The 19,327-nt window shown below is 35.3% G+C and carries 14 protein-coding genes and 2 tRNA genes; 10 read left to right on the top strand and 6 right to left on the bottom strand.

Going from position 1 to position 19,327, the window contains the following annotated elements:
- Together AC1B0Z_RS03315 and AC1B0Z_RS03310 are read right to left on the bottom strand one after the other, a co-directional pair.
- Nucleotides 1-3,318, bottom strand: coding sequence for a transglutaminase family protein (locus tag AC1B0Z_RS03315; RefSeq protein ID WP_483794126.1), 3,318 nt, complete (start codon nt 3,316-3,318; stop codon nt 1-3).
- Between the two features lie 206 nt (nt 3,319-3,524).
- Nucleotides 3,525-4,565, bottom strand: coding sequence for a GMP reductase (locus AC1B0Z_RS03310; RefSeq protein ID WP_483795230.1), 1,041 nt, complete (start codon nt 4,563-4,565; stop codon nt 3,525-3,527).
- 121 nt (nt 4,566-4,686) lie between these two features.
- Between AC1B0Z_RS03310 and AC1B0Z_RS03305 the strand changes: the two genes are divergently transcribed.
- Nucleotides 4,687-6,123, top strand: coding sequence for an ATP-binding protein (locus tag AC1B0Z_RS03305; RefSeq protein WP_483794125.1), 1,437 nt, complete (start codon nt 4,687-4,689; stop codon nt 6,121-6,123).
- Between the two features lie 4 nt (nt 6,124-6,127).
- Here AC1B0Z_RS03305 and AC1B0Z_RS03300 read toward each other — a convergent pair whose 3' ends face one another.
- Both AC1B0Z_RS03300 and AC1B0Z_RS03295 read right to left on the bottom strand, forming a co-directional pair.
- Nucleotides 6,128-6,508: a RidA family protein gene (locus AC1B0Z_RS03300; protein WP_483794124.1), complete on the bottom strand. Its 381-nt coding sequence runs from the start codon at nt 6,506-6,508 to the stop codon at nt 6,128-6,130.
- Between the two features lie 39 nt (nt 6,509-6,547).
- Entirely contained in the window at nt 6,548-9,331 is a 2,784-nt protein-coding gene (locus AC1B0Z_RS03295) for a putative LPS assembly protein LptD (RefSeq protein WP_483794123.1), read from the bottom strand.
- A 159-nt stretch (nt 9,332-9,490) separates the two neighbouring features.
- On the opposite strand from AC1B0Z_RS03295, the gene AC1B0Z_RS03290 reads away from it, so the two are divergent.
- Genes AC1B0Z_RS03290 through AC1B0Z_RS03265 form a run of 6 tightly spaced genes read left to right on the top strand, consistent with a single transcriptional unit; the run spans nt 9,491 to nt 14,593 of the window.
- Nucleotides 9,491-10,579, top strand: coding sequence for an N-acetylmuramoyl-L-alanine amidase family protein (locus AC1B0Z_RS03290; protein ID WP_483794122.1), 1,089 nt, complete (start codon nt 9,491-9,493; stop codon nt 10,577-10,579).
- 51 nt (nt 10,580-10,630) lie between these two features.
- Complete coding sequence (locus AC1B0Z_RS03285) at nt 10,631-11,572, top strand: MlaD family protein (RefSeq protein WP_483794121.1); 942 nt, start codon at nt 10,631-10,633, stop codon at nt 11,570-11,572.
- A 17-nt stretch (nt 11,573-11,589) separates the two neighbouring features.
- Entirely contained in the window at nt 11,590-12,903 is a 1,314-nt protein-coding gene (locus AC1B0Z_RS03280; RefSeq protein ID WP_483794120.1) for a 4Fe-4S dicluster domain-containing protein, read from the top strand.
- Nucleotides 12,896-13,234, top strand: a complete 339-nt coding sequence (locus AC1B0Z_RS03275) for a hypothetical protein (RefSeq protein WP_483794119.1) — start codon at nt 12,896-12,898, stop codon at nt 13,232-13,234. The genes AC1B0Z_RS03280 and AC1B0Z_RS03275 overlap by 8 nt, the downstream gene beginning before the upstream one ends.
- Nucleotides 13,235-13,277: 43 nt before the next feature.
- Nucleotides 13,278-14,066 (top strand): (Fe-S)-binding protein, encoded by a 789-nt coding sequence (locus AC1B0Z_RS03270; RefSeq protein WP_483794118.1) that lies wholly within the window; start codon nt 13,278-13,280, stop codon nt 14,064-14,066.
- A 44-nt stretch (nt 14,067-14,110) separates the two neighbouring features.
- Entirely contained in the window at nt 14,111-14,593 is a 483-nt protein-coding gene (locus AC1B0Z_RS03265; RefSeq protein WP_483794117.1) for an ABC transporter ATPase, read from the top strand.
- A 42-nt stretch (nt 14,594-14,635) separates the two neighbouring features.
- On the opposite strand, the gene AC1B0Z_RS03260 is transcribed toward AC1B0Z_RS03265, so the two are convergent.
- Both AC1B0Z_RS03260 and AC1B0Z_RS03255 read right to left on the bottom strand, forming a co-directional pair.
- Entirely contained in the window at nt 14,636-15,385 is a 750-nt protein-coding gene (locus AC1B0Z_RS03260; RefSeq protein WP_483794116.1) for a C40 family peptidase, read from the bottom strand.
- 195 nt (nt 15,386-15,580) lie between these two features.
- Nucleotides 15,581-16,759, bottom strand: a complete 1,179-nt coding sequence (locus AC1B0Z_RS03255; RefSeq protein WP_483794115.1) for an acetyl-CoA C-acyltransferase — start codon at nt 16,757-16,759, stop codon at nt 15,581-15,583.
- Between the two features lie 127 nt (nt 16,760-16,886).
- On the opposite strand from AC1B0Z_RS03255, the gene AC1B0Z_RS03250 reads away from it, so the two are divergent.
- From AC1B0Z_RS03250 to AC1B0Z_RS03240, 3 genes are all read left to right on the top strand, one after another.
- On the top strand, nt 16,887-18,935 hold the full coding sequence (locus AC1B0Z_RS03250; RefSeq protein WP_483794114.1) for an HD family phosphohydrolase: 2,049 nt from the start codon (nt 16,887-16,889) through the stop codon (nt 18,933-18,935).
- 95 nt (nt 18,936-19,030) lie between these two features.
- Nucleotides 19,031-19,114, top strand: a tRNA-Ser gene (locus AC1B0Z_RS03245).
- A gap of 80 nt (nt 19,115-19,194) precedes the next feature.
- Nucleotides 19,195-19,269, top strand: a tRNA-Pro gene (locus AC1B0Z_RS03240).
- The last annotated feature ends 58 nt before the right edge of the window (nt 19,270-19,327 follow it).

Genomic DNA, 19,327 nt, shown 5'->3' with positions numbered 1-19,327 from the left:
TTATTTCTTTCTTAAATCTAGAGTAACAGGAAATTCTTTATTTACAGGCAGTTCTTTATATTTAAATTTCTTAGGGTTAGTTTGTTTCTTTATAGTTTTGAATTCTTCCTTGCTTATAGTGTCATTTTTATCTGGAAGAATGTCTCCTTGTGTATGGTTAAAACTCCAAAATCTATTTATTCTTCTTGATTCGGCTTCTAAACTATTTACTGGAAAAGATTCATACGATCTACCTCCAGGATGTGCCACAAAATACGTGCAACCGCCAATAGATCTATTATTCCATGTATCTACTACATCAAAAACCAAAGGGGCATCAACACCTATGGTAGGGTGAAGTGAAGAATAGGGATTCCAAGCTTTATAACGTATACCAGCCACATATTCTCCTTTTACATCCGTGGGTTTTAAATGTACTTTTACGCCATTACAAGTTATTAAATATCTTTCATTAGTAAAATTAGTCACTTTTATTTGAATACGCTCTAAAGAAGAATCTACATATCTGGCAGTACCACTACCGCTCATTTCTTCTCCTAAAACGTTCCAAGGCTCTATGGCTGCTCGTAATTCAATATGAATATCATTAATAGTTACCATCCCATGCAGCGGAAATCTAAATTCAAAGAATGGATTAAACCAGTATTCTTTAAATGGATACCCAGCATTATTTAATTTTTTTACTATTTCATTTATATCTTTTCTAACAAAGTGTTCTATTAAAAATTTGTCATGTAATTCTGTACCCCATCTTACCAAATCGTGTTCATAAGGTGTTTTCCAAAACCATGCTACTAGCGTTCTAACTAATAAGTTTTGCATTAAACTCATTTGCGGATGAGGCGGCATATCAAAAGCACGTAATTCTAAAATACCTAAACGCCCAGTGTTAGAGTCTGGTGAATATAGTTTGTCAATGCAAAATTCAGCACGATGTGTATTTCCTGTTAAATCGGTTAATAAATGTCTAAATAGTCTATCGGTTAACCAAAAAGGAACGTCCCCGTTTTTAGGTATTTTGCTAAAGGCAATTTCAAGTTCGTATAAGTTTTCCATACGTGCTTCGTCGATGCGAGGTGCTTGACTTGTTGCTCCAATAAACGCACCTGAAAACAAATAGGACAACCCTGGGTGGTGTTGCCAAAATGTAAGCAAACTTCTTAACAAACTTGGGTTTCTAAGTAAAGGACTATCTGCAGGGGTTATACCACCTAAAGTTACATGATTTCCACCTCCAGTTCCAGTATGTTTTCCATCAATCATGAATTTTTCAGTACCCAATCGAGACAGTTTCGCATGCTTGTATAGCGAGAGTGTATTATCTGTTAATTCTTGCCAATTTTCAGAAGGATGCACGTTCACCTCAATAACTCCTGGGTCTGGTGTTATTTTCATGGACTGAACACGATTATCAAAAGGTGCGTTATAGCCTTCAAAAACTACTGGTATATTAAGTGTTTTTGATGTGGCTTCAATTGCTGATACCAATTCTAGATAATATTCGATAGCATCTAATGGCGGGAGAAATATGTGTAATTTATTATCTCTAACTTCAATACATAAAGCAGTTCTTATAAAATATTCAACTTTACTGGATTTTTTTTTCTCTTCAAAGCGTTTAGAAACAACATCAGTATAAATTGGTAATTCATCTTGTTTTGAGAACTGATCTGGTTGAAAATCAGGAAACTCTTTTTGTTTTGGTTTTTTTATGAGAGAACTCAATGGTAGACGCAAACCAATAGGGGAGTTTCCAGGTAATAAAAACAAGTATTTTCTTCGGAATTCCCAGTGGCAACTATGCCATTTCCCATCAGAATTATTTAAAGGCAACACATAGCCAACAGGTTTGGTGGTGCCTTCCTTTAAAATATTTTGAAGTTTTTCTTTAACCAATAAATTGCCATCTTCTTTTGTAGGATCAATGTCTAAAGGTATTTGTCCTTCCTGCCAAAGAAAATAAAAGCTATCTTCAAAAGTGGGTTTTATGTATTTATCTGAAACGCCTAAATATTTGGTTAGTGTTTTTATAAACCTTTTATCAGCATCTTTTGGTAGCTTTTTGTTTTCAGAAAATAATGATAATAGATTTTTATTTTGCCAAATAGGTTTGCCGTCTTTTCGCCAACAAATTTCAATTGACCAACGGGGAAGTGGCTCATCAGGGTACCATTTTCCTTGTGCTTGATGTAAAACTCCACCTTTGCCAAAATCATCGTATAATCTTGTAGATAGTTCTTTGGCCAGTTCTCTTTTATGTGGGCCATCAGCATCTGTATTCCATTCAGGCGATTCCATATCATCAATGGAAACAAATGTTGGTTCTCCCCCCATAGTAAGACGAACGTCTCCTTTCTCTAGCTCTTCATCTACTTTAAATCCAAGACCGTAAATAGCATTCCATTGCTCATCAGTATATGGCTTTGTTACCCTTGGTGATTCAAAAATACGTTTAACAGTATTTTCATAATGAAACTCGGTTTCGCAAATATCTGTCATCCCAGAAACTGGAGCTGCACTTTCAAAAGAAGGCGTACACGCTAATGGGATATGTCCTTCACCAGCTAAAAGCCCTGAAGTGGCATCAAACCCTATCCACCCCGCACCAGGAATATAAACTTCTGCCCAAGCATGCAAATCGGTAAAATCTTCTTCTGGACCTGATGGGCCATCTAATGATTTTTCATCAGACTTTAATTGTACTAAATAACCAGATACAAATCGGGCACCAAATCCTAAGTGTCGCATCACTTGCACAAATAACCAAGCATAATCTCTACAAGAACCTACTTTACTTTCTAAAGTTTGTTCGCAATTTTGTACACCAGGATCTAGCCTAATACTGTAATTTAAGTATTCGTAAATTTTTCTATTTATATCGATTAAAAAGAATATTGTTTTCCTTGAAGTTAAATCAACTGTCTCAAGAAATTCTTTTAGAAGAGGACCATTATCTGTTATTTCTAAGTATGGAAGAAGCTCTTTTTTAGTTGTTTCGATGTATTCGAACGGATAATCCTCAGCATATTTTTCAACAAAAAAATCGAAGGGATTAATAGTTTTTAAATCTGCGATAATTTCAACATCCACAGAGAGTTCTTTCGTTTTTTCAGGAAAGGTTAAGCGTGCCAAATAGTTGCCAAAAGGATCTTGCTGCCAATTAAAAAAGTGGTTTTCAGGTTTTATTTTTATAGAATAAGCTTCTATTGGTGTTCTGCTATGTGGCGCAGGACGTAACCTAAATATATGAGGGGAAAGCGATACTAACCGATCATATTTGTAAACTGTTTTATGAGAAACAACAATTTTTAAAGCCATAAAAATAAAATGGATTTGAACCTAATTTTATTGGAAAAGTACTAATAATAAACTGTTTTATGTATATGAACTGATGATTAAATAAATAACCGATTTACGATTTATGAGATATTAAAGAATACTGAATGCAGTTTATGAAAAATTAAAATAAAGATTTTAATTTTTAGAACTTTGCAATTGCAAAATGAAAAAAAATATTATTAAACTTATGAATTGTAAATTTTATTTTCTTGCTCAGCAACCCTTATAAAAGTAGTACGTTTTGTTAATTCCTTCAAACGAGAAGCACCAACATATGTACAGGTACTTCGCAAGCCACCTAAAATATCTCTTATAGTGTTTTCAACAGAACCTCGATATGGCACTTCTACTGTTTTACCTTCGCTTGCTCTATAATCTGCCACACCACCCGAATGTTTGTCCATAGCAGTAGAAGAACTCATACCGTAAAACTTCTTATATTTCTCACCATTTTTCTCAATTGTTTCGCCTCCACTTTCATCATGACCCGCAAACATACCCCCGAGCATCACAAAATCGGCACCAGCGCCAAAAGCTTTGGCAACATCGCCAGGAGTTGTGCAGCCTCCATCGCTAATAATCTGCCCGCCCAGACCATGAGCGGCATCGGCACATTCTATAATGGCCGAAAGTTGAGGATAGCCCACACCAGTTTTAACCCGGGTTGTGCATACTGAACCTGGGCCAATGCCAACTTTTACTATGTCTGCTCCAGATAATAACAGTTCTTCAACCATTTCTCCTGTAACTACATTTCCAGCGATAATCACTTTCTCGGGATGTTTGTCCCTAGTTTGCCTTACAAAATCTGTAAAATATTCAGAATAGCCATTTGCAACATCAATACAGATAAATTGTAATTGAGGATTTGCTTTTATATTTTCTGAAAGGCGTATCGCATCTTGTTTGCCTATACCTGTACTTACAGCGGTATAATTTTCAATACCTTTTTTTGCTGAATTGAAAAACTTAGTCCATTGTTCTAAGGTATAGTGTTTGTGTATCGTTGTGAATAGTTTTGCTTTAGAAAGCGCATCGGCCATTTCAAACGTACCAACGGCATCCATATTTGCCGCAATAATTGGGATTCCAGACCAAGTTATCGGGCTGTGCAAAAATTTGAATTCACGTTTTAGGCTAACTTCTTTTCTGCTTTTTAGTGTTGATCGTTTTGGTCGAATCATTACATCCTTAAATCCTAACTTAATATCATATTCTATGCGCATTCCATTACTAGTTTTGATGATATTCAAAATTATGATTTTAAATCACTTCAACGAAATTATATTTGATAGCATCTATAAATTCATATTGTTTCGTATATTTAAGGTCATCTAATTTTTAGCAATGAATTTTCCCCCAAAATCAAAACAAGGTTTTAAACTATGGACTACAGGGTTTATATTGGGTCTCATTACTTTAGGAATTCTATTTTTTGCAGGTAGATATATTTCTGATAGTGCCGATTATTTTTCAACGTTATCCTTTTTACTTTTTTTGCTCTTATTTATTTTGGCAGGAGCTTTTTTGTATACGCTAAGGTCACAACTAGATAATGATGTTGTAGAATCTTATTTGAATCAGAAAATTAATGAACTGGAAGAAAGACTAGAAGCTGCAAGTGAGGATTCAGAACATAAATCTGTTTACTTGGAGAATATGAGTCATGAGATTCGTATTCCCTTAAGTACAATTTTGGGTATGATTCGAATGCTTAAGAATACTGATTTGGATATCGACCAGAAAGCTCAGATTGAAATTGCAGAGTATTCATCAGAACATTTGTTGCAACTTATAAATATGATTCTAAACAACTCTAAGGGAGTTGATACCAGCTTAGAATTAGAACAGGTGCCAATCAGTTTAGAAGCTGATTTTACTAAATTGTTTAAAATATTTGAGTACCAAGCTTGGGAAAAAGGTTTAGAGTTTAATTACAAATTTTTAACCAATAAAAAACAGGATTTTTTATTGCTAGGTGATATCGGAAAAATTCAACAAGTGCTTATCAATTTGGTTAACAATGCTATCAAGTTTACCAATAATGGTAAAATTGAGGTTACCATTGACCATAAAGTGACTTATGATAATCTACAAGTGGTTGCGTTCTATATTAAGGATACCGGGATTGGTATGAGTACTATAGAGCAGGACCAAGCTTTTGGAAATTCAGACAGTAAAAATGCTTCTTCAGCAGTAAAGCATTATAGAGGTTCTGGTATTGGATTAGCTGTAAGTAAAAAGCTTGTAGAGTTAATGGGAGGAGAACTTAAGTTTGAGAGTAAGGAAAATGAAGGGTCTACCTTTTATTTCAGTTTGCAATTGCAAAAAACATTAAATGTAATTACTGGGCCTCCAAAAGAAGCGCCAGTGTTATTGAACAAGTATGATTTTAGATTTAGTGTTTTGGTAGCTGAGGACAATAAAATGAATCAAAAGGTAATTAAATTTTTGTTAGAGCAACATGGTGCTGAATGTACATTTGCAACCAATGGGTTAGAGGCTGTAAATCTGTATAAGGTGATTAATTTTGATATGATTTTTATGGATATTTACATGCCAGAAATCAATGGATATGAAGCTACGCGAATCATTAAAAACTCTGATAAATATGCGAAAAATAATATTCCTATTGTAGCTGTTTCGGCTAGTGCGTTTGAAGCGGATATTGAAAAAGCAAAAGCTGCTGGCGTTGATGAGTTTTTAGCAAAACCTATTGACAATGAAAAATTGAATAGTGTTTTAAGAAAATATGCTCTAAACAAAGAAGAGCAGGTGTCTTAACTGCTTATTTTACGGCTATCATACTTATTTCGACGTTTACATCTTTTGGTAATCTGGCAACTTGTACCGTTTCTCTTGCTGGAGCCGTTACATCATTAAAAAAGCTTCCGTATACTTCGTTAATTAAAGCAAAGTCATCCATATTATTTATAAATATTGATGATTTAACTACATCCTCAAAAGTGTAATTCGCAGCATCTAAAACTGTTTTTAGATTCTGCATTACTTGCATAGTTTCAGCTTTGATATCATCTAATACTAAATTGCCCGTTGAAGGATTAATGGCTATTTGACCTGATAGATACAAGGTGTTTCCACTTAATATAGCTTGGTTGTATGGTCCTAATGGTGCTGGTGCTTTATCGGTTGAAATGATTTTTTTCATTTTTAAATAGTATAAAAATTGAATTATTTGGGATTACCATTATAATGTTTGGTCAGGTTGTCTTCGTTGTTCGTATTTTAAGTCTTGAAGAATATTAGATTTTATCCCTATAAAGAAATTCCATGAACTTCTTGAGCTAAACGGTACCCAACTAAAATTCATACGCCAACTTAATAAATCACGCTCAAATCGCAACTGTGTAAAGGTGAAAGCATGATTTTTAAAATCGTATCCAGAAGAACCTCCAATTGACCATTTAGGTGATAATTCAATATCTCCTGAAAACATTAAAGAGTGTGATGCTATCTCGTTATTCCGTCGTTGATTAGAGTAGTTTACGGCATAGGCCAGTCTTAAACTCCAAGGTACCTTAAAGTTGTAAAATTTATCATCCTCTTTCTTTTCATCTTTTTTAGCATTTGAATCAAATCGTTTGCTTGTGAAATCCTCTGCACGTCCAAATAAATCATCGGCTCTACCTCCGTTTCTAATATTCTCTTCAATACTAGCATCCCTAGCATTATCATCTTTTTTGCCTTCACCCTTGCTAGAAAGCGTATAGCTCATATTCATATTGGCACTCGTAAGCCTAAACAAGCTACCTCCGTTATCAATATTAAAAGTGTTTATTCTTCTGTTGTTGTTGTCAAGTGCATAAGGGTCTAGTGTAGCACTAAAATTTACACTCAATTTCTTATCAAACAATTGGGTACCACCATTAAGTCTTACCGGGCTCCATTGTAAAGAATCTCCAGCAAAATTATACGCGGTTGATAAATTCAAGTTGTTTAAAAGCATTACCTTTTTTGGATCGGTTTTAGTTGAGTCTTTATCTCTAACCTTTGCCTCAAAGTTATTTGATAATGAAATGCCCATTGAACTAGAAAAGCGCCTGTTGGGAACACCAAATAAACTTTGCTCAAAGCGTGTAAATTCAACATCATCACGTGTAGCACCATCTGCAGTTACTACCTCAGTTTCATAACTGTCATAATACCTGTCAAAGGCTGGATTAATATTATAGCTGATTGCTGGACGTACAACATGCCTTATTGCCTTTATTTTTTTATCCTCTCCCTTCTTTTCAAAATTAAACATGCCGTAAACAGTTGTACCAATACTGGTGCTGAAATTATAGGTTCTGTAGGAATCGAATCCGCGAATAGTATCTGTAATGGTTTCTCTCGTTTCAAAATCAAAACGTCTATCAATGGTGTTAAATGTCCAAACTTCATTAAAATTACTACTTGCGCTTACACTAAAGTGCTTAAAAACCTTAAAGTTTGTACTTATGGGTATGGAATGTTGAAAACCTGCTTTTGCGTCATCAAACATTTCTTTTTTAAAGAATAAAGAATCGGTAGTTTGAATTCTATTTTCACCCCTTACATTATATTGAAAGTTGATGTTTTGAATCAATCCCTTCTTAGTTCCCGTTTTGGGCGCAAAAGGGAATATACGCCCCATATTACCCTGAAAGGTAGGAAGCGTCATGCTAATTTGTTGGGTTTGGGTATTTTGTGAGTGTGTGGCGGTTACACTAAAATCTACCTGTGGTTCTCCTTGAAATGTTTTAGAATATGATACCGAGGAGGCCAAAGTGTTATTTAAAAAAGCTCCAGTGGTAGCTTGATTTAGAGAGGCTCTAAAGAAGGTGCTACTACCAAGGTTTACAGAAGCCGAAAAACGAGAGTTGGGACTTGCCTTGGCATCTTGACTATGAGACCATCTTAGGTTGTAAACGGTGGTTTTTGTATAATCAGGGAAACCGCGTTCACTGGTTATCAAGTTTTCAAACCTAAATCCAAAATTACCTCTAAACTTGTAGCGTAGCGCATAGGTGCTCTCGCCCCTAATACCATAACTTCCATTAGTGTAATAGTCTCCCATAAGCGCCAAATCTATATGGGGACTAATAGCAAAATAATAACCTCCATTTTGCAAAAAATATCCACGCTCATTTTGTTGTCCAAACGTTGGAATCAACACACCCGAAGCCGACGTATTTGCCGGTCTTTGCGGAAAGAAACTAAAAGGCATCCATATAGGCGTTGGCACATCATAAAAATACATTTGCGCAGGGCCAGTTACAATTTTTTTCTTCGGAACGATTTTAGCTTTTTTAAGTAATATATAATATTCGGGATCTTCTAAATTTTCTGCAGTAGTGTATTTGGCATCTTTTATAAAGTAAACCGAATCGTTTTCTTTTTTTGTAGTTTCGGCTATTACAGTACCTTCTCCTTGTTCAGTAATACTGTTATAAATTAGGGCCTTTTGTGTTTTTGTATTAAACCGGATAGAGTCGGGCTTTACAATATTACCAGCTTGGTCAAAAATAGGCGCTTGTGTATATGCTCCAGTAGAATCTACAATGCCTCTAGCATACACCTCGTTTTTTTTGTAATCTATGGTAATATCCCCAGCCTTAATGTTGAGTTCTCCATAGGTTATTTCTGCCTGGTTGTAAAGGTATAATTTTTGTTTCCTCTGATTCATAGAGGTATAATCCTGGGCGTTGTATATAACAATACTTTCTAAAAACTCTTTCTTTTTGGGTTTGATGGAATCTACAACCGTAGTGTCTTGCGGTGTTTCTGGAAGTTCAGGTTTTACAATACCGCCAAGAGATTTTACTACAGTATCAAGTTTTTTTTGAGGCTTTGGTTCAATGGGTTCTCCCTTTTTTGGGATATCTTGAGCGAAGCTAAAAGTGTTGATAAACACTGTAAAACTCAATGCAAAAAGTATTTTAAACTTGTTTGTACGCAACGCTTTTAAATGTATTTTTGTAAAAGTATGGCTCGGTTTTTGAAATGCCAAAATTACATATATTTTTCTGGCTTTAATTTATATTTCTGTAGAAAAATTTCTATTTGAAATAAACTAAATTGTTAAGCCGTTTAAAGCTTATAACAATATCAAAAACTGAACCTTTTTTTGGTAAAATTGAATTTATATTCAAAACTTAAGAATTACCACATGAAAACGAACATGATATTACGTTTCGTATGTTTTATAATAGTATTAACATTTAGTTTGCCTATTAATGCACAGCTGAAAAACAAATTTGTTGTTGTTTTAGATGCCGGACATGGAGGAAAAGACCCTGGTAATTTAGGTAATGGCTATAGGGAGAAGGACATTGCATTGAAAGTAGTACTTGAAGTAGGCAAACAGTTGGAGAAAAACCCAAACATAGACGTTATTTATACTAGGAAGAAAGATGTATTTGTGGATTTGTTTGTAAGAGGTAAAATTGCAAATAAGGCAAAAGCTGATTTATTCGTTTCTGTGCATTGCGATTCGCATACATCTCAGGCCTATGGTGCAGGAACATTTGTTTTAGGACTCCATAGAAATAAAACAAATTTTGAGGTTGCAAAAAAGGAGAACTCCGTAATTTTTATGGAGGATGATTACAAGAAGAATTATGCAGGATTTAATCCAAACTCACCAGAAGATGCAATCTCAATTATACTAGGACTTGAAGAATACTTAGACCAAAGTATCTATTTGGCAACGTTAATTCAAGATAATTTTGTAAAACTAAATAGGAAAAATCGAAAAGTAAAGCAGGCAGGGTTCATCGTTTTGCACCAAACAGTAATGCCGAGTGTTTTGGTTGAGCTAGGATTTTTAACTAATAATAGAGAGGGTAGATATTTAAACTCCAAAAAAGGACAACTAGAAATGGCTAATTCAATTACAGATGCCGTTTTAAAATATAAAAAATCAATCGATCAAAATACGGTTAATGTAGTAAATGATGCGGAGTTAGTTGAAGAGCAAGAAATGAAATTTGATGGTATTACCTTCAAAGTACAAATTGCTGCAAGTTCCAGAGCGTTAGAGCCTAAGCCATATAATTTCAAAGGGCTAAATGATATTTCCAGAATCAGTCAAGGCAATCTATATAAATATTTTTACGGCAATACATCTGATTATAATAAGGCCAAATCTTTAGTAAAAGAAGCAAAAGCAAAAGGTTATGCAACTAGTTTTGTGGTTGCGTTTAAAAATGGTAACAAAGTCCCATTGGCCAATGTTTTAAAAACAACATCAAATTAATAACTTCCTATCTAAATTTATTTTAAATTTGTTTTTAAAAGAAAGGAAATTTTGAAAATATCTAAAGAAGTAAAAACAGGCATCCTTGTATTGTCTGGAATTATACTGTTCATTTTTGGATTCAACTACCTCAAAGGGAAAAACCTACTAGATTCTTCTAGAACATTTTATACCGAATACGACAATGTTGAAGGCGTTGTGGCATCAACACCTGTTACAATTAACGGTCTTCCTGTTGGCAAGGTAATGGATATAGGTTTTAAAGGTGATGGATCTGGGAAACTAGCCGTAGAACTAGTGGTTAATAGTGATTTTGAGTTTTCTAAAAACAGTCGGGCGGAATTATACGAAACAGGCCTGATAGGAGGGAAAGCAATAGCTATTGTTCCCGCTTTTGATGGTGCAGAAAATGCTAAAGACGGAGATAATCTTACTGGGGGCATTAAGGCTGGTCTTAGCGAATTAGTTAATCAAAGATTGACGCCGTTGCAGGAGAAAATTGAAATCATGATGGTGGGTGCAGATTCTTTGCTTTCTAATGTTAATGAAATTTTTGACGCAAAAACTAAAGCTAATCTTAGAGCAAGTATTGCGGGTTTAAACGATATTATTCAAAACTTTAAAGATGCATCAAAATCTATTGACGTTTTAATCGTCAAAAATGAAGAAAAATTAGACAATACCCTGAGCAATGTAGATAATATTTCTTCAAACTTGTCTAAAACTACCGCGCAATTAGCAGAAACAGATTTGAAATCTACTGTAAAGAACCTAGAAGAAGTGTTGCAAAATTTTAATGACATAAGCGGTAAGATTAAGAACGGTGAAGGCTCAATAGGTAAATTGTTAAATGAAGATACGCTTTACGATAATTTAGAAGGAGCTAGTTTGCAATTGAAACAGTTACTGGAAGATATAAAATTACATCCAGCGCGTTATAGACGCATATTATCAAAAAAAGAAATTCCCTACGTACCACCTGTTGAGAAATAAAATAACTAAATTTAAGTATGCAATATTTGCCTAACATATTATTTGCTATCGTCTTAGTATTAGGAATTGGCTATTTTACAAAAAACGTCAGAAAGCTAATTAGAAACATCAAACTTGGAAACGAGGTTGACGCTTCAGATAACAAATCCCAACGTTGGAAAAATGTGGTTAATATTGCCCTAGGACAGAGCAAAATGGTTCGCCGTCCAGTTTCTGGGTTTCTGCATTTTATTGTTTATGTAGGTTTTATAATCATCAATATTGAGGTATTGGAAATCATAATTGACGGATTGTTTGGAACGCACCGAATCGGGTTAAAAATATTACCAACTTCCGTTTATGGCTTTTTAATAGGCACTTTTGAAGTTCTAGCATGCTTAGTTTTTATTTCTGTAATTGTTTTCTGGATAAGACGAAACGTTTTAAAACTAGCGCGTTTCTGGAAAAGTGAAATGACCAGTTGGCCCAAAAACGATGGTAACTTCATTCTTTATTTTGAAATGGTATTAATGACGCTTTTCTTAGTCATGAATGCAACAGATTTAGAATTTCAAGCATTAAATTCTGGAAATATAGTAAGTCAGCACATAGCACCATGGTTTTCTAGTTTGTCAGAAACCGCACTTCATGCCATTGAGCGTACCGCATGGTGGTTGCATATCTTGGGGATTTTGGTATTTCTTAATTACCTGTATTTTTCAAAGCATTTGCATATACTTCTGGCATTTCCAAATGTGTATTTTGGGAGTTTAAAACCTCAAGGTGAATTCAATAACCTTGAAGCGGTAACTAATGAAGTTAAGATGATGATGGATCCCAATGCAGACCCTTTTGCTACACCAGCAGAAGGTGCGGAAGAAGAGGTGCCTGCAAAATTTGGTGCAAGTGACGTACAAGATTTGAGTAGAATTCAATTATTAAACGCTTATACCTGTACGGAATGCGGACGTTGCACCAGCGAGTGTCCTGCGAATCAAACTGGAAAAAAACTATCGCCTAGGAAAATCATGATGGATACCCGTGATAGGCTTGAGGAGGTTGGAAAAAATATCGATGGAAATAAGGGTGAATTTAAAGATGACGGCAAACAGCTATTGGATGATTATATCACACGGGAAGAGTTGTGGGCATGTACCTCATGTAATGCTTGTGTAGAGGCTTGTCCCGTAAGTATAAATCCACTATCTATTATATTAGAGATGCGCCGCTATTTGGTGATGGAACAGTCCGCTGCCCCAACAGAACTCAATAATATGATGACCAATATTGAGAATAACGGCGCGCCGTGGCCTTATAACCAAATGGATAGACTAAATTGGGCCAATGACTAAATTCTGCATATACGCGATATGCCTGTTAATGATGAGTTTTGACAGTAGTTATGGCCAGAATTTTAGAAAAGATTCTTTACAATTTAAAGTTTATACAATCGCACATTTTAAAGATGCAAAAGTAAAGAATATTAATGTTGATAAGATTTTATGCGATTATTGTTCAGATGCACAGTTTACAGCCTTGAAGCAAATGAGTATAAAATCATCGATGAAATTAATTAAGAAGCCTAAGTATAGATTAATTAATGGCGAAATGCGACTAGCGATTTACATTAGGGTAAAAAGAGAGAATTTTGACAAGTTAAAACATAAAGATTCACTTAGATAATGTTATTTCATTGAATTAACGATAATACTTAATTTTAGAGAGTATGAGCGAAACACTTAAAGTGCCTACAATGGCCGAATATATGTCACAAGGAAAACAACCCGAAGTTTTGTTTTGGGTAGGTTGTGCTGGAAGTTTTGATGATAGGGCAAAAAAGATAACAAAGGCTTTTGTAAAACTACTGCATAAAGCAAACGTAGAATTTGCAGTTTTAGGGACCGAAGAAAGTTGTACCGGAGACCCTGCAAAACGTGCAGGTAATGAGTTTTTATTTCAAATGCAGGCGGTAACCAATATTGAAGTGCTTAACGCTTATGAGGTAAAAAAGATAGTAACAGCTTGCCCACATTGTTTTAATACCATAAAAAACGAGTATCCAGAACTGGGTGGTAATTACGAGGTAATGCACCATACGCAGTTCTTAAAAACGCTATTGAATGAAGGCAGACTAACTATAGAAGGAGGGAAGTATAAAGGAAAACGTATCACATTTCACGACCCGTGCTATTTAGGACGTGCAAATAATATTTATGAAGCTCCTAGACAACTAATTGAAAAACTTGAGGCGGAATTGGTTGAAATGAAAAACTGTAAGCGCAATGGCTTGTGCTGTGGCGCTGGAGGCGCACAAATGTTTAAGGAACCGGAAAGCGGGGAAAAAGATGTAAATGTGGAGCGTACCGAACAAGCTCTTGAAACCAAACCAGAGATAGTAGCAGCAGGATGCCCGTTTTGCAATACCATGTTAACCGATGGTATGAAAGCCAAAGAACGAGAAGAAGTGCAGGTTATGGATGTCGCGGAGTTAATTGCTAATGCTGATGATTTATAAACAATTCGTTTAAAAGCAATCAAGACCCACAAATTATTAAAAAAATGCTAGTAGATTTTAATACATTACCAGAAGAATCCAGAGTTTGGATATACCAAGCGAGCCGTTCGTTTACCTCAGAAGAAATTACTGAAATAGAAAATAAACTAGATGTTTTTATAGAAAATTGGACTGCTCATGGAAGCGATCTACAGGCAGGCTATCTAGTTAAATACAAACGGTTTATGATTATTGGCTTAAATCAAAACTTAAATAGTGCAACAGGATGTTCCATTGACGCTTCCGTACATTTTATTCAACAATTAGAAAGGGATTATAATGTTGATTTAATGGATAAAATGAATGTATCTTATAAACAAGGCGAATTCATTGCTTACAAACCCTTAACTGATTTTAAGAAGATGGCAAAACAACGGGCTGTCTCTAAAAAAACTATTGTTTTTAATAACCTAGTAAGTAACATTGCAGAGTTTAAAGACAATTGGGAAGTACCTGCGAGTGAGAGTTGGCATTCGCGGTTTTTGTAAATCGATTGCTTTTAGGCAGGTATGAAGTATTCTGAATGATGACTAAACTATTTTTTTTATCACCCGCAACTTATGCGTATGCACCCTATTATCCACATTATAAATGCCAGAATGGTCTAGTCTGTCTATACGCACTTTGCCATGTGCATGTATGATGTAATTGTCCTTCATGATAATACCCACATGAATAATTTCACCGTCAGCATTATCAAAAAAAGCTAAATCCCCTGGCTCACTTTCTTCTATAAAACTTAAGGCTTCGCCTTGTGTGGCTTGTTGAGATGCGTCTCGAAGTAATTTATAGCCATTTAATTTATAAACCATTTGAGTGAAGCCAGAACAATCAATACCAAAAGGTGTCTTTCCACCCCACAAATAAGGGCTGTTTAAGTAAAGAAATGCCGTTTGAATGATATTTTTTTTATTGATACCACCTTCGGTGGAATTACCATCAAAAGTATGCTTTAGAAGCGATAAACCATTTAGAGTGGATCCTAGTTGAATTGGGTAGATTTGCTCGTTTTCATCTTGAACAAATTCAACCAAATCTGTCGAAAGTTTTAAGGATGCAGTGTTAAGCTTTTTATAATCATCAACTTCAATTTCCACATATTGCTTGTTATCAATCCAGCCTTCATAATTGTCAAAAGCCAACCGGATTTTGCTCCAGCTTTTTCTTCTTTCAATCACCTTAAACCATTCGCCATATAAAACCTGAGACACTAACTCACTTTTATCGGAAGCTTCAAATCGTAATGGAACGATACTTAAATTACAAATTCCGTATTGCATAAGAATTATTAACTATTTCTTATTCTTATAAATTATTAAAACTGTAACACTGGTTGTAGCTATCATTTGTTTTAACAATTAAATTAACTGAATTTTGTTGGCGTATCATATTCATAATAAAAGATAATCGGTAATAAAAAATAAGATTTAAAATTGAGTGTTTACTGCTAACTATTACTGCCTACTGCCTAATTCTCACGGACGTTCAATTACCATAGCAGAAGCACCACCACCACCATTGCAGATAGCTGCGGCACCAATTTTGGCATTGTTCTGTTCTAGAACGTTTAGCAAAGTAATTAAAATTCTAACACCAGAGCAACCTAATGGGTGACCAAGAGATACAGCGCCACCATTGATGTTTACTTTATCATCATTTAATCCAAGAATTTTCATGTTGGCTAATGCCACCACCGAAAAAGCTTCATTAAACTCAAAATAATCTACATCTTCTTGAGTAATTCCTGCTTTGGCCAGTGCTTTAGGTAAAGCTTTTGCAGGAGCCGTTGTAAACCACTCAGGTTCATGCGCTGCATCAGCATAACCTTTTATAGTTGCCAAAATATCTAAGCCCAATGCTTCAGCTTTGCTTTTACTCATTAAAACCACGACACCCGCACCATCATTTATGGTAGAGGCATTTGCAGCTGTAACTGTACCGTCTTTTGTAAAAGCAGGTCGAAGGCTTGGTATTTTTTCTAGTTTTACTTTGGTAAACTCTTCATCTGTATCAACTATCAACGGTTCGCCACGGCGTTGTGACACTTCAACAGGAACTACTTCCTTTTTAAATCTACCTGCCTTCCAAGAGGCTGCAGAACGTTTGTAGGACTGTATTGCGTAGCTATCCTGATCTTCACGAGAAAACTTGTATTCAGAAGCACATGCATCGGCACAAACACCCATGGCATTTTGGTCGTATGCATCCACCAATCCGTCACGTTGTAAGCCATCAATTAAGGTGCTTGGACCAAATTTAGTACCTGTTCTAGCGTAAAGATAATGGGGAATTAAACTCATGTTCTCCATACCTCCGGCAACCACAACCTCAGCATCTCCCAAACGAATAGCTTGCGCTCCATGCATCACTGCTTTCATTCCAGAAGCACAAACCTTATTTACGGTTGTACAAGGCACAGTATCAGGAATTCCTGCGCCTAAAGCAGCTTGTCTTGCAGGTGCCTGTCCATTTCCGGCTTGCACCACATTTCCCATAAATACTTCGTCAACCATTTCTGGTTTTAAATTAATCCTGTCCAACGCCCCTTTTATGGCAACCGAGCCTAATTTGGTAGCTGGTACAGTTGATAAAGCACCTAAAAAACTACCTATTGGAGTTCTTACAGCAGACACAATAACAACTTCTGAATTCATATCTAAAGTTTAAAATTGATATGGCGAAAATAATCAATTTTTAACAGATAATGTAAGTATTAATTGGATTAAAGGATAGACGGTAACACCTTAGAATTTCTTACATTTGAAAATATTCTAGCCAAATATGAAAGACTTCATAAATAAACTTTACAGAAATCATTCATTGATATATAAAGTTTTATTGTTTGTATGCACCACGTTTTTAATCGTGTATTTATTTCCGAAGAGCGGAAAGTTTAAATACAGTTTTGAGAGAGGAAAACCTTGGCAATCGGAAAACTTATTGGCACCTTTTGATTTTGCAATAAAAAAGGCGGAAGATGAAATAAACAAGGAAAGAGAGGCTATTGAAAGTAGAGCACCATTGTATTTTGATGTTGATGATGCAATTAAATCAAAAGTGCTTCAGAACTATGATACGTCGTTTTCAAGTGTGTTCTCAGATTCTCTTCCAGCATTTAGCGTTAAAACCTTAAAGACTTTAGGTCGATCTATTTTGGACGATTTATATAGTTTCGGAATACTTTCTGACAGTTATACATTTCAAGATGATAGACTTGTTGAAATAATCAGTGGAAATGTAAAGCAAAACAATACGGTATTCAGTAGTTTGATTCAACAAGATGAAGTAAAGTCCTTAATTGAAAGAAAGTTAACTGCTGCGGGATTAAATAATTACGCCTCTAAATTCACATCACTGTTTTTTGATATCATTGAGCCAAATCTCACCTATAATAAGTCATTTACGGAAAAGGCGCTTGAAGACGAGTTAAGTAAGATATCTTTTACTCGTGGTAGTGTAGAACGAGGTACTTTAATTATTTCAAAAGGGGAAGTCGTTGAGGGCGATAAATTTCAGAAGCTCAAATCGCTTCAATCCGAATATGAGTCTCAAGTATGGAGTGAGGCCAATTACAACTGGATATTATTTGCCTACACGTTACTTGTTGCTTTAGCCTTGTTAATGTTGCTATTATTCTTAAGGAAATATAGATTAGAAGTTTTTGAGAATAACACGAAAGTTACTTTTATTTTCTTCAACATCCTGCTTATGGTGTTTATTACCACATTGGTAGTAAACTACAATTCTGAGTATTTATATATTGTACCATTGTGTATGCTACCTTTGGTATTAAAGGCATTTTTTGATGCTCGATTGGGTATGTTTACCCATGTAATAACTGTGTTGTTATTGGGTTCGATTGTACCGAATAGTTATGAGTATATGTTTCTGCAAATTTTGGCAGGAATAGTAACAATATTAACAGTTTCAGAACTATACAAGCGTGCAAATCTATTTATATCGGTAGGTCAAATTACACTTATTTACATCATTGCATATTTTGCGTTTTTTGTAATTCATGAGGGCAGTATAGAAACTATCGATCTGAATACGTTTTTGTTGTTTATTCTTTGTGGACTCGCCACGCTTTTTGTACAACCTTTAATTTACGCATATGAAAAATTGTTTGGTTTGGTCTCTGATGTGTCACTTTTGGAGTTATCTGATACCAATACCAAATTATTAAAAGAATTATCAAATGTATCACCAGGAACATTTCATCACTCTTTAAATGTTGCGAATTTAGCTGAAGCCTCAGCTAATGAAATAGGTGCAAACGCGATGCTGGTTAGGGTAGGAGCATTGTACCACGATATAGGTAAAATGTTAAACCCTAACTATTTTACTGAAAATCAGTCTACGGGAATTAATCCGCATGATGAGTTGTCTTCAAAGGAAAGTGCTCGGATTATAACAGATCATGTAATAAACGGGATTGAGATAGCAAAAAAGTACAACTTACCAGATAGAGTTATTGATTTTATTAGAACACACCACGGCACTAGCGTAGTGTATTACTTTTATATGAAAGCCAAAGAGATTGATGCTGAAATTGACCCCGATTTATTTCGGTACCCTGGGCCAAAACCATTTAGCAAGGAAACGGCTATTTTGATGATGTGCGATAGTGTAGAAGCGGCCTCTAAAAGTTTGAAAAACCCAACCTCTACAAAAATAGATGCTTTTGTTGAAAACATAATCAACAAACAGATTGAGGAAGGGCAATTCTTAAACGCAAATATCACTTTCAAAGAAATTCAAGCCATCAAAAAAGTGCTAAAACACAAGCTTGCAAATATTTACCATTTGAGGATAGAATATCCAGAATAAAATTATTAAAAATTCAATTAAATAGTTGCGTTCTTATAATGTTTAAATTACATTTGCATCCGCAATTTTACTTGCGAACGTTCTTTATGGAATTGGGAGAGGTGCCAGAGTGGTAATGGAGCAGATTGCTAATCTGTCAACGCGTAAGTGTTGCCCGGGTTCGAATCCCGGTCTCTCCGCAAGGGTTGTTTAGAAATTCCAGCACACCAGCTGGCTCTTTCGCTAAAAATGTCTGCAGACATTTTTTGAACGCTCAGCCCGGGGTGTAGCGTAGCCCGGTTATCGCGCCGCGTTTGGGACGCGGAGGTCGCAGGTTCGAATCCTGCCACCCCGACAAAAAAAGAAGCCCTTGTTTTCACAAGGGTTTTTTTATGACCAAAAATGAATATTAT

Source organism: Hyunsoonleella sp. J2K-J805 (genome assembly GCF_057167125.1).
The sequence above is the reverse complement of the archived record's forward strand: the minus strand, read 5'-3'. Positions and strand labels throughout refer to the sequence as shown.

Bases quoted from the DNA above. Each gene is read 5' to 3' on its own strand.
- AC1B0Z_RS03300 (WP_483794124.1), bottom strand. From the start codon at position 6,508: ATGAAAAAAATCATTTCAACCGATAAAGCACCAGCACCATTAGGACCA.
- AC1B0Z_RS03305 (WP_483794125.1), top strand. From the start codon at position 4,687: ATGAATTTTCCCCCAAAATCAAAACAAGGTTTTAAACTATGGACTACA.
- AC1B0Z_RS03275 (WP_483794119.1), top strand. From the start codon at position 12,896: ATGACTAAATTCTGCATATACGCGATATGCCTGTTAATGATGAGTTTT.
- AC1B0Z_RS03315 (WP_483794126.1), bottom strand. From the start codon at position 3,318: ATGGCTTTAAAAATTGTTGTTTCTCATAAAACAGTTTACAAATATGAT.
- AC1B0Z_RS03290 (WP_483794122.1), top strand. From the start codon at position 9,491: ATGAAAACGAACATGATATTACGTTTCGTATGTTTTATAATAGTATTA.
- AC1B0Z_RS03265 (WP_483794117.1), top strand. From the start codon at position 14,111: ATGCTAGTAGATTTTAATACATTACCAGAAGAATCCAGAGTTTGGATA.
- AC1B0Z_RS03255 (WP_483794115.1), bottom strand. From the start codon at position 16,759: ATGAATTCAGAAGTTGTTATTGTGTCTGCTGTAAGAACTCCAATAGGT.
- AC1B0Z_RS03310 (WP_483795230.1), bottom strand. From the start codon at position 4,565: ATGCGCATAGAATATGATATTAAGTTAGGATTTAAGGATGTAATGATT.
- AC1B0Z_RS03260 (WP_483794116.1), bottom strand. From the start codon at position 15,385: ATGCAATACGGAATTTGTAATTTAAGTATCGTTCCATTACGATTTGAA.
- AC1B0Z_RS03250 (WP_483794114.1), top strand. From the start codon at position 16,887: ATGAAAGACTTCATAAATAAACTTTACAGAAATCATTCATTGATATAT.
- AC1B0Z_RS03270 (WP_483794118.1), top strand. From the start codon at position 13,278: ATGAGCGAAACACTTAAAGTGCCTACAATGGCCGAATATATGTCACAA.
- AC1B0Z_RS03280 (WP_483794120.1), top strand. From the start codon at position 11,590: ATGCAATATTTGCCTAACATATTATTTGCTATCGTCTTAGTATTAGGA.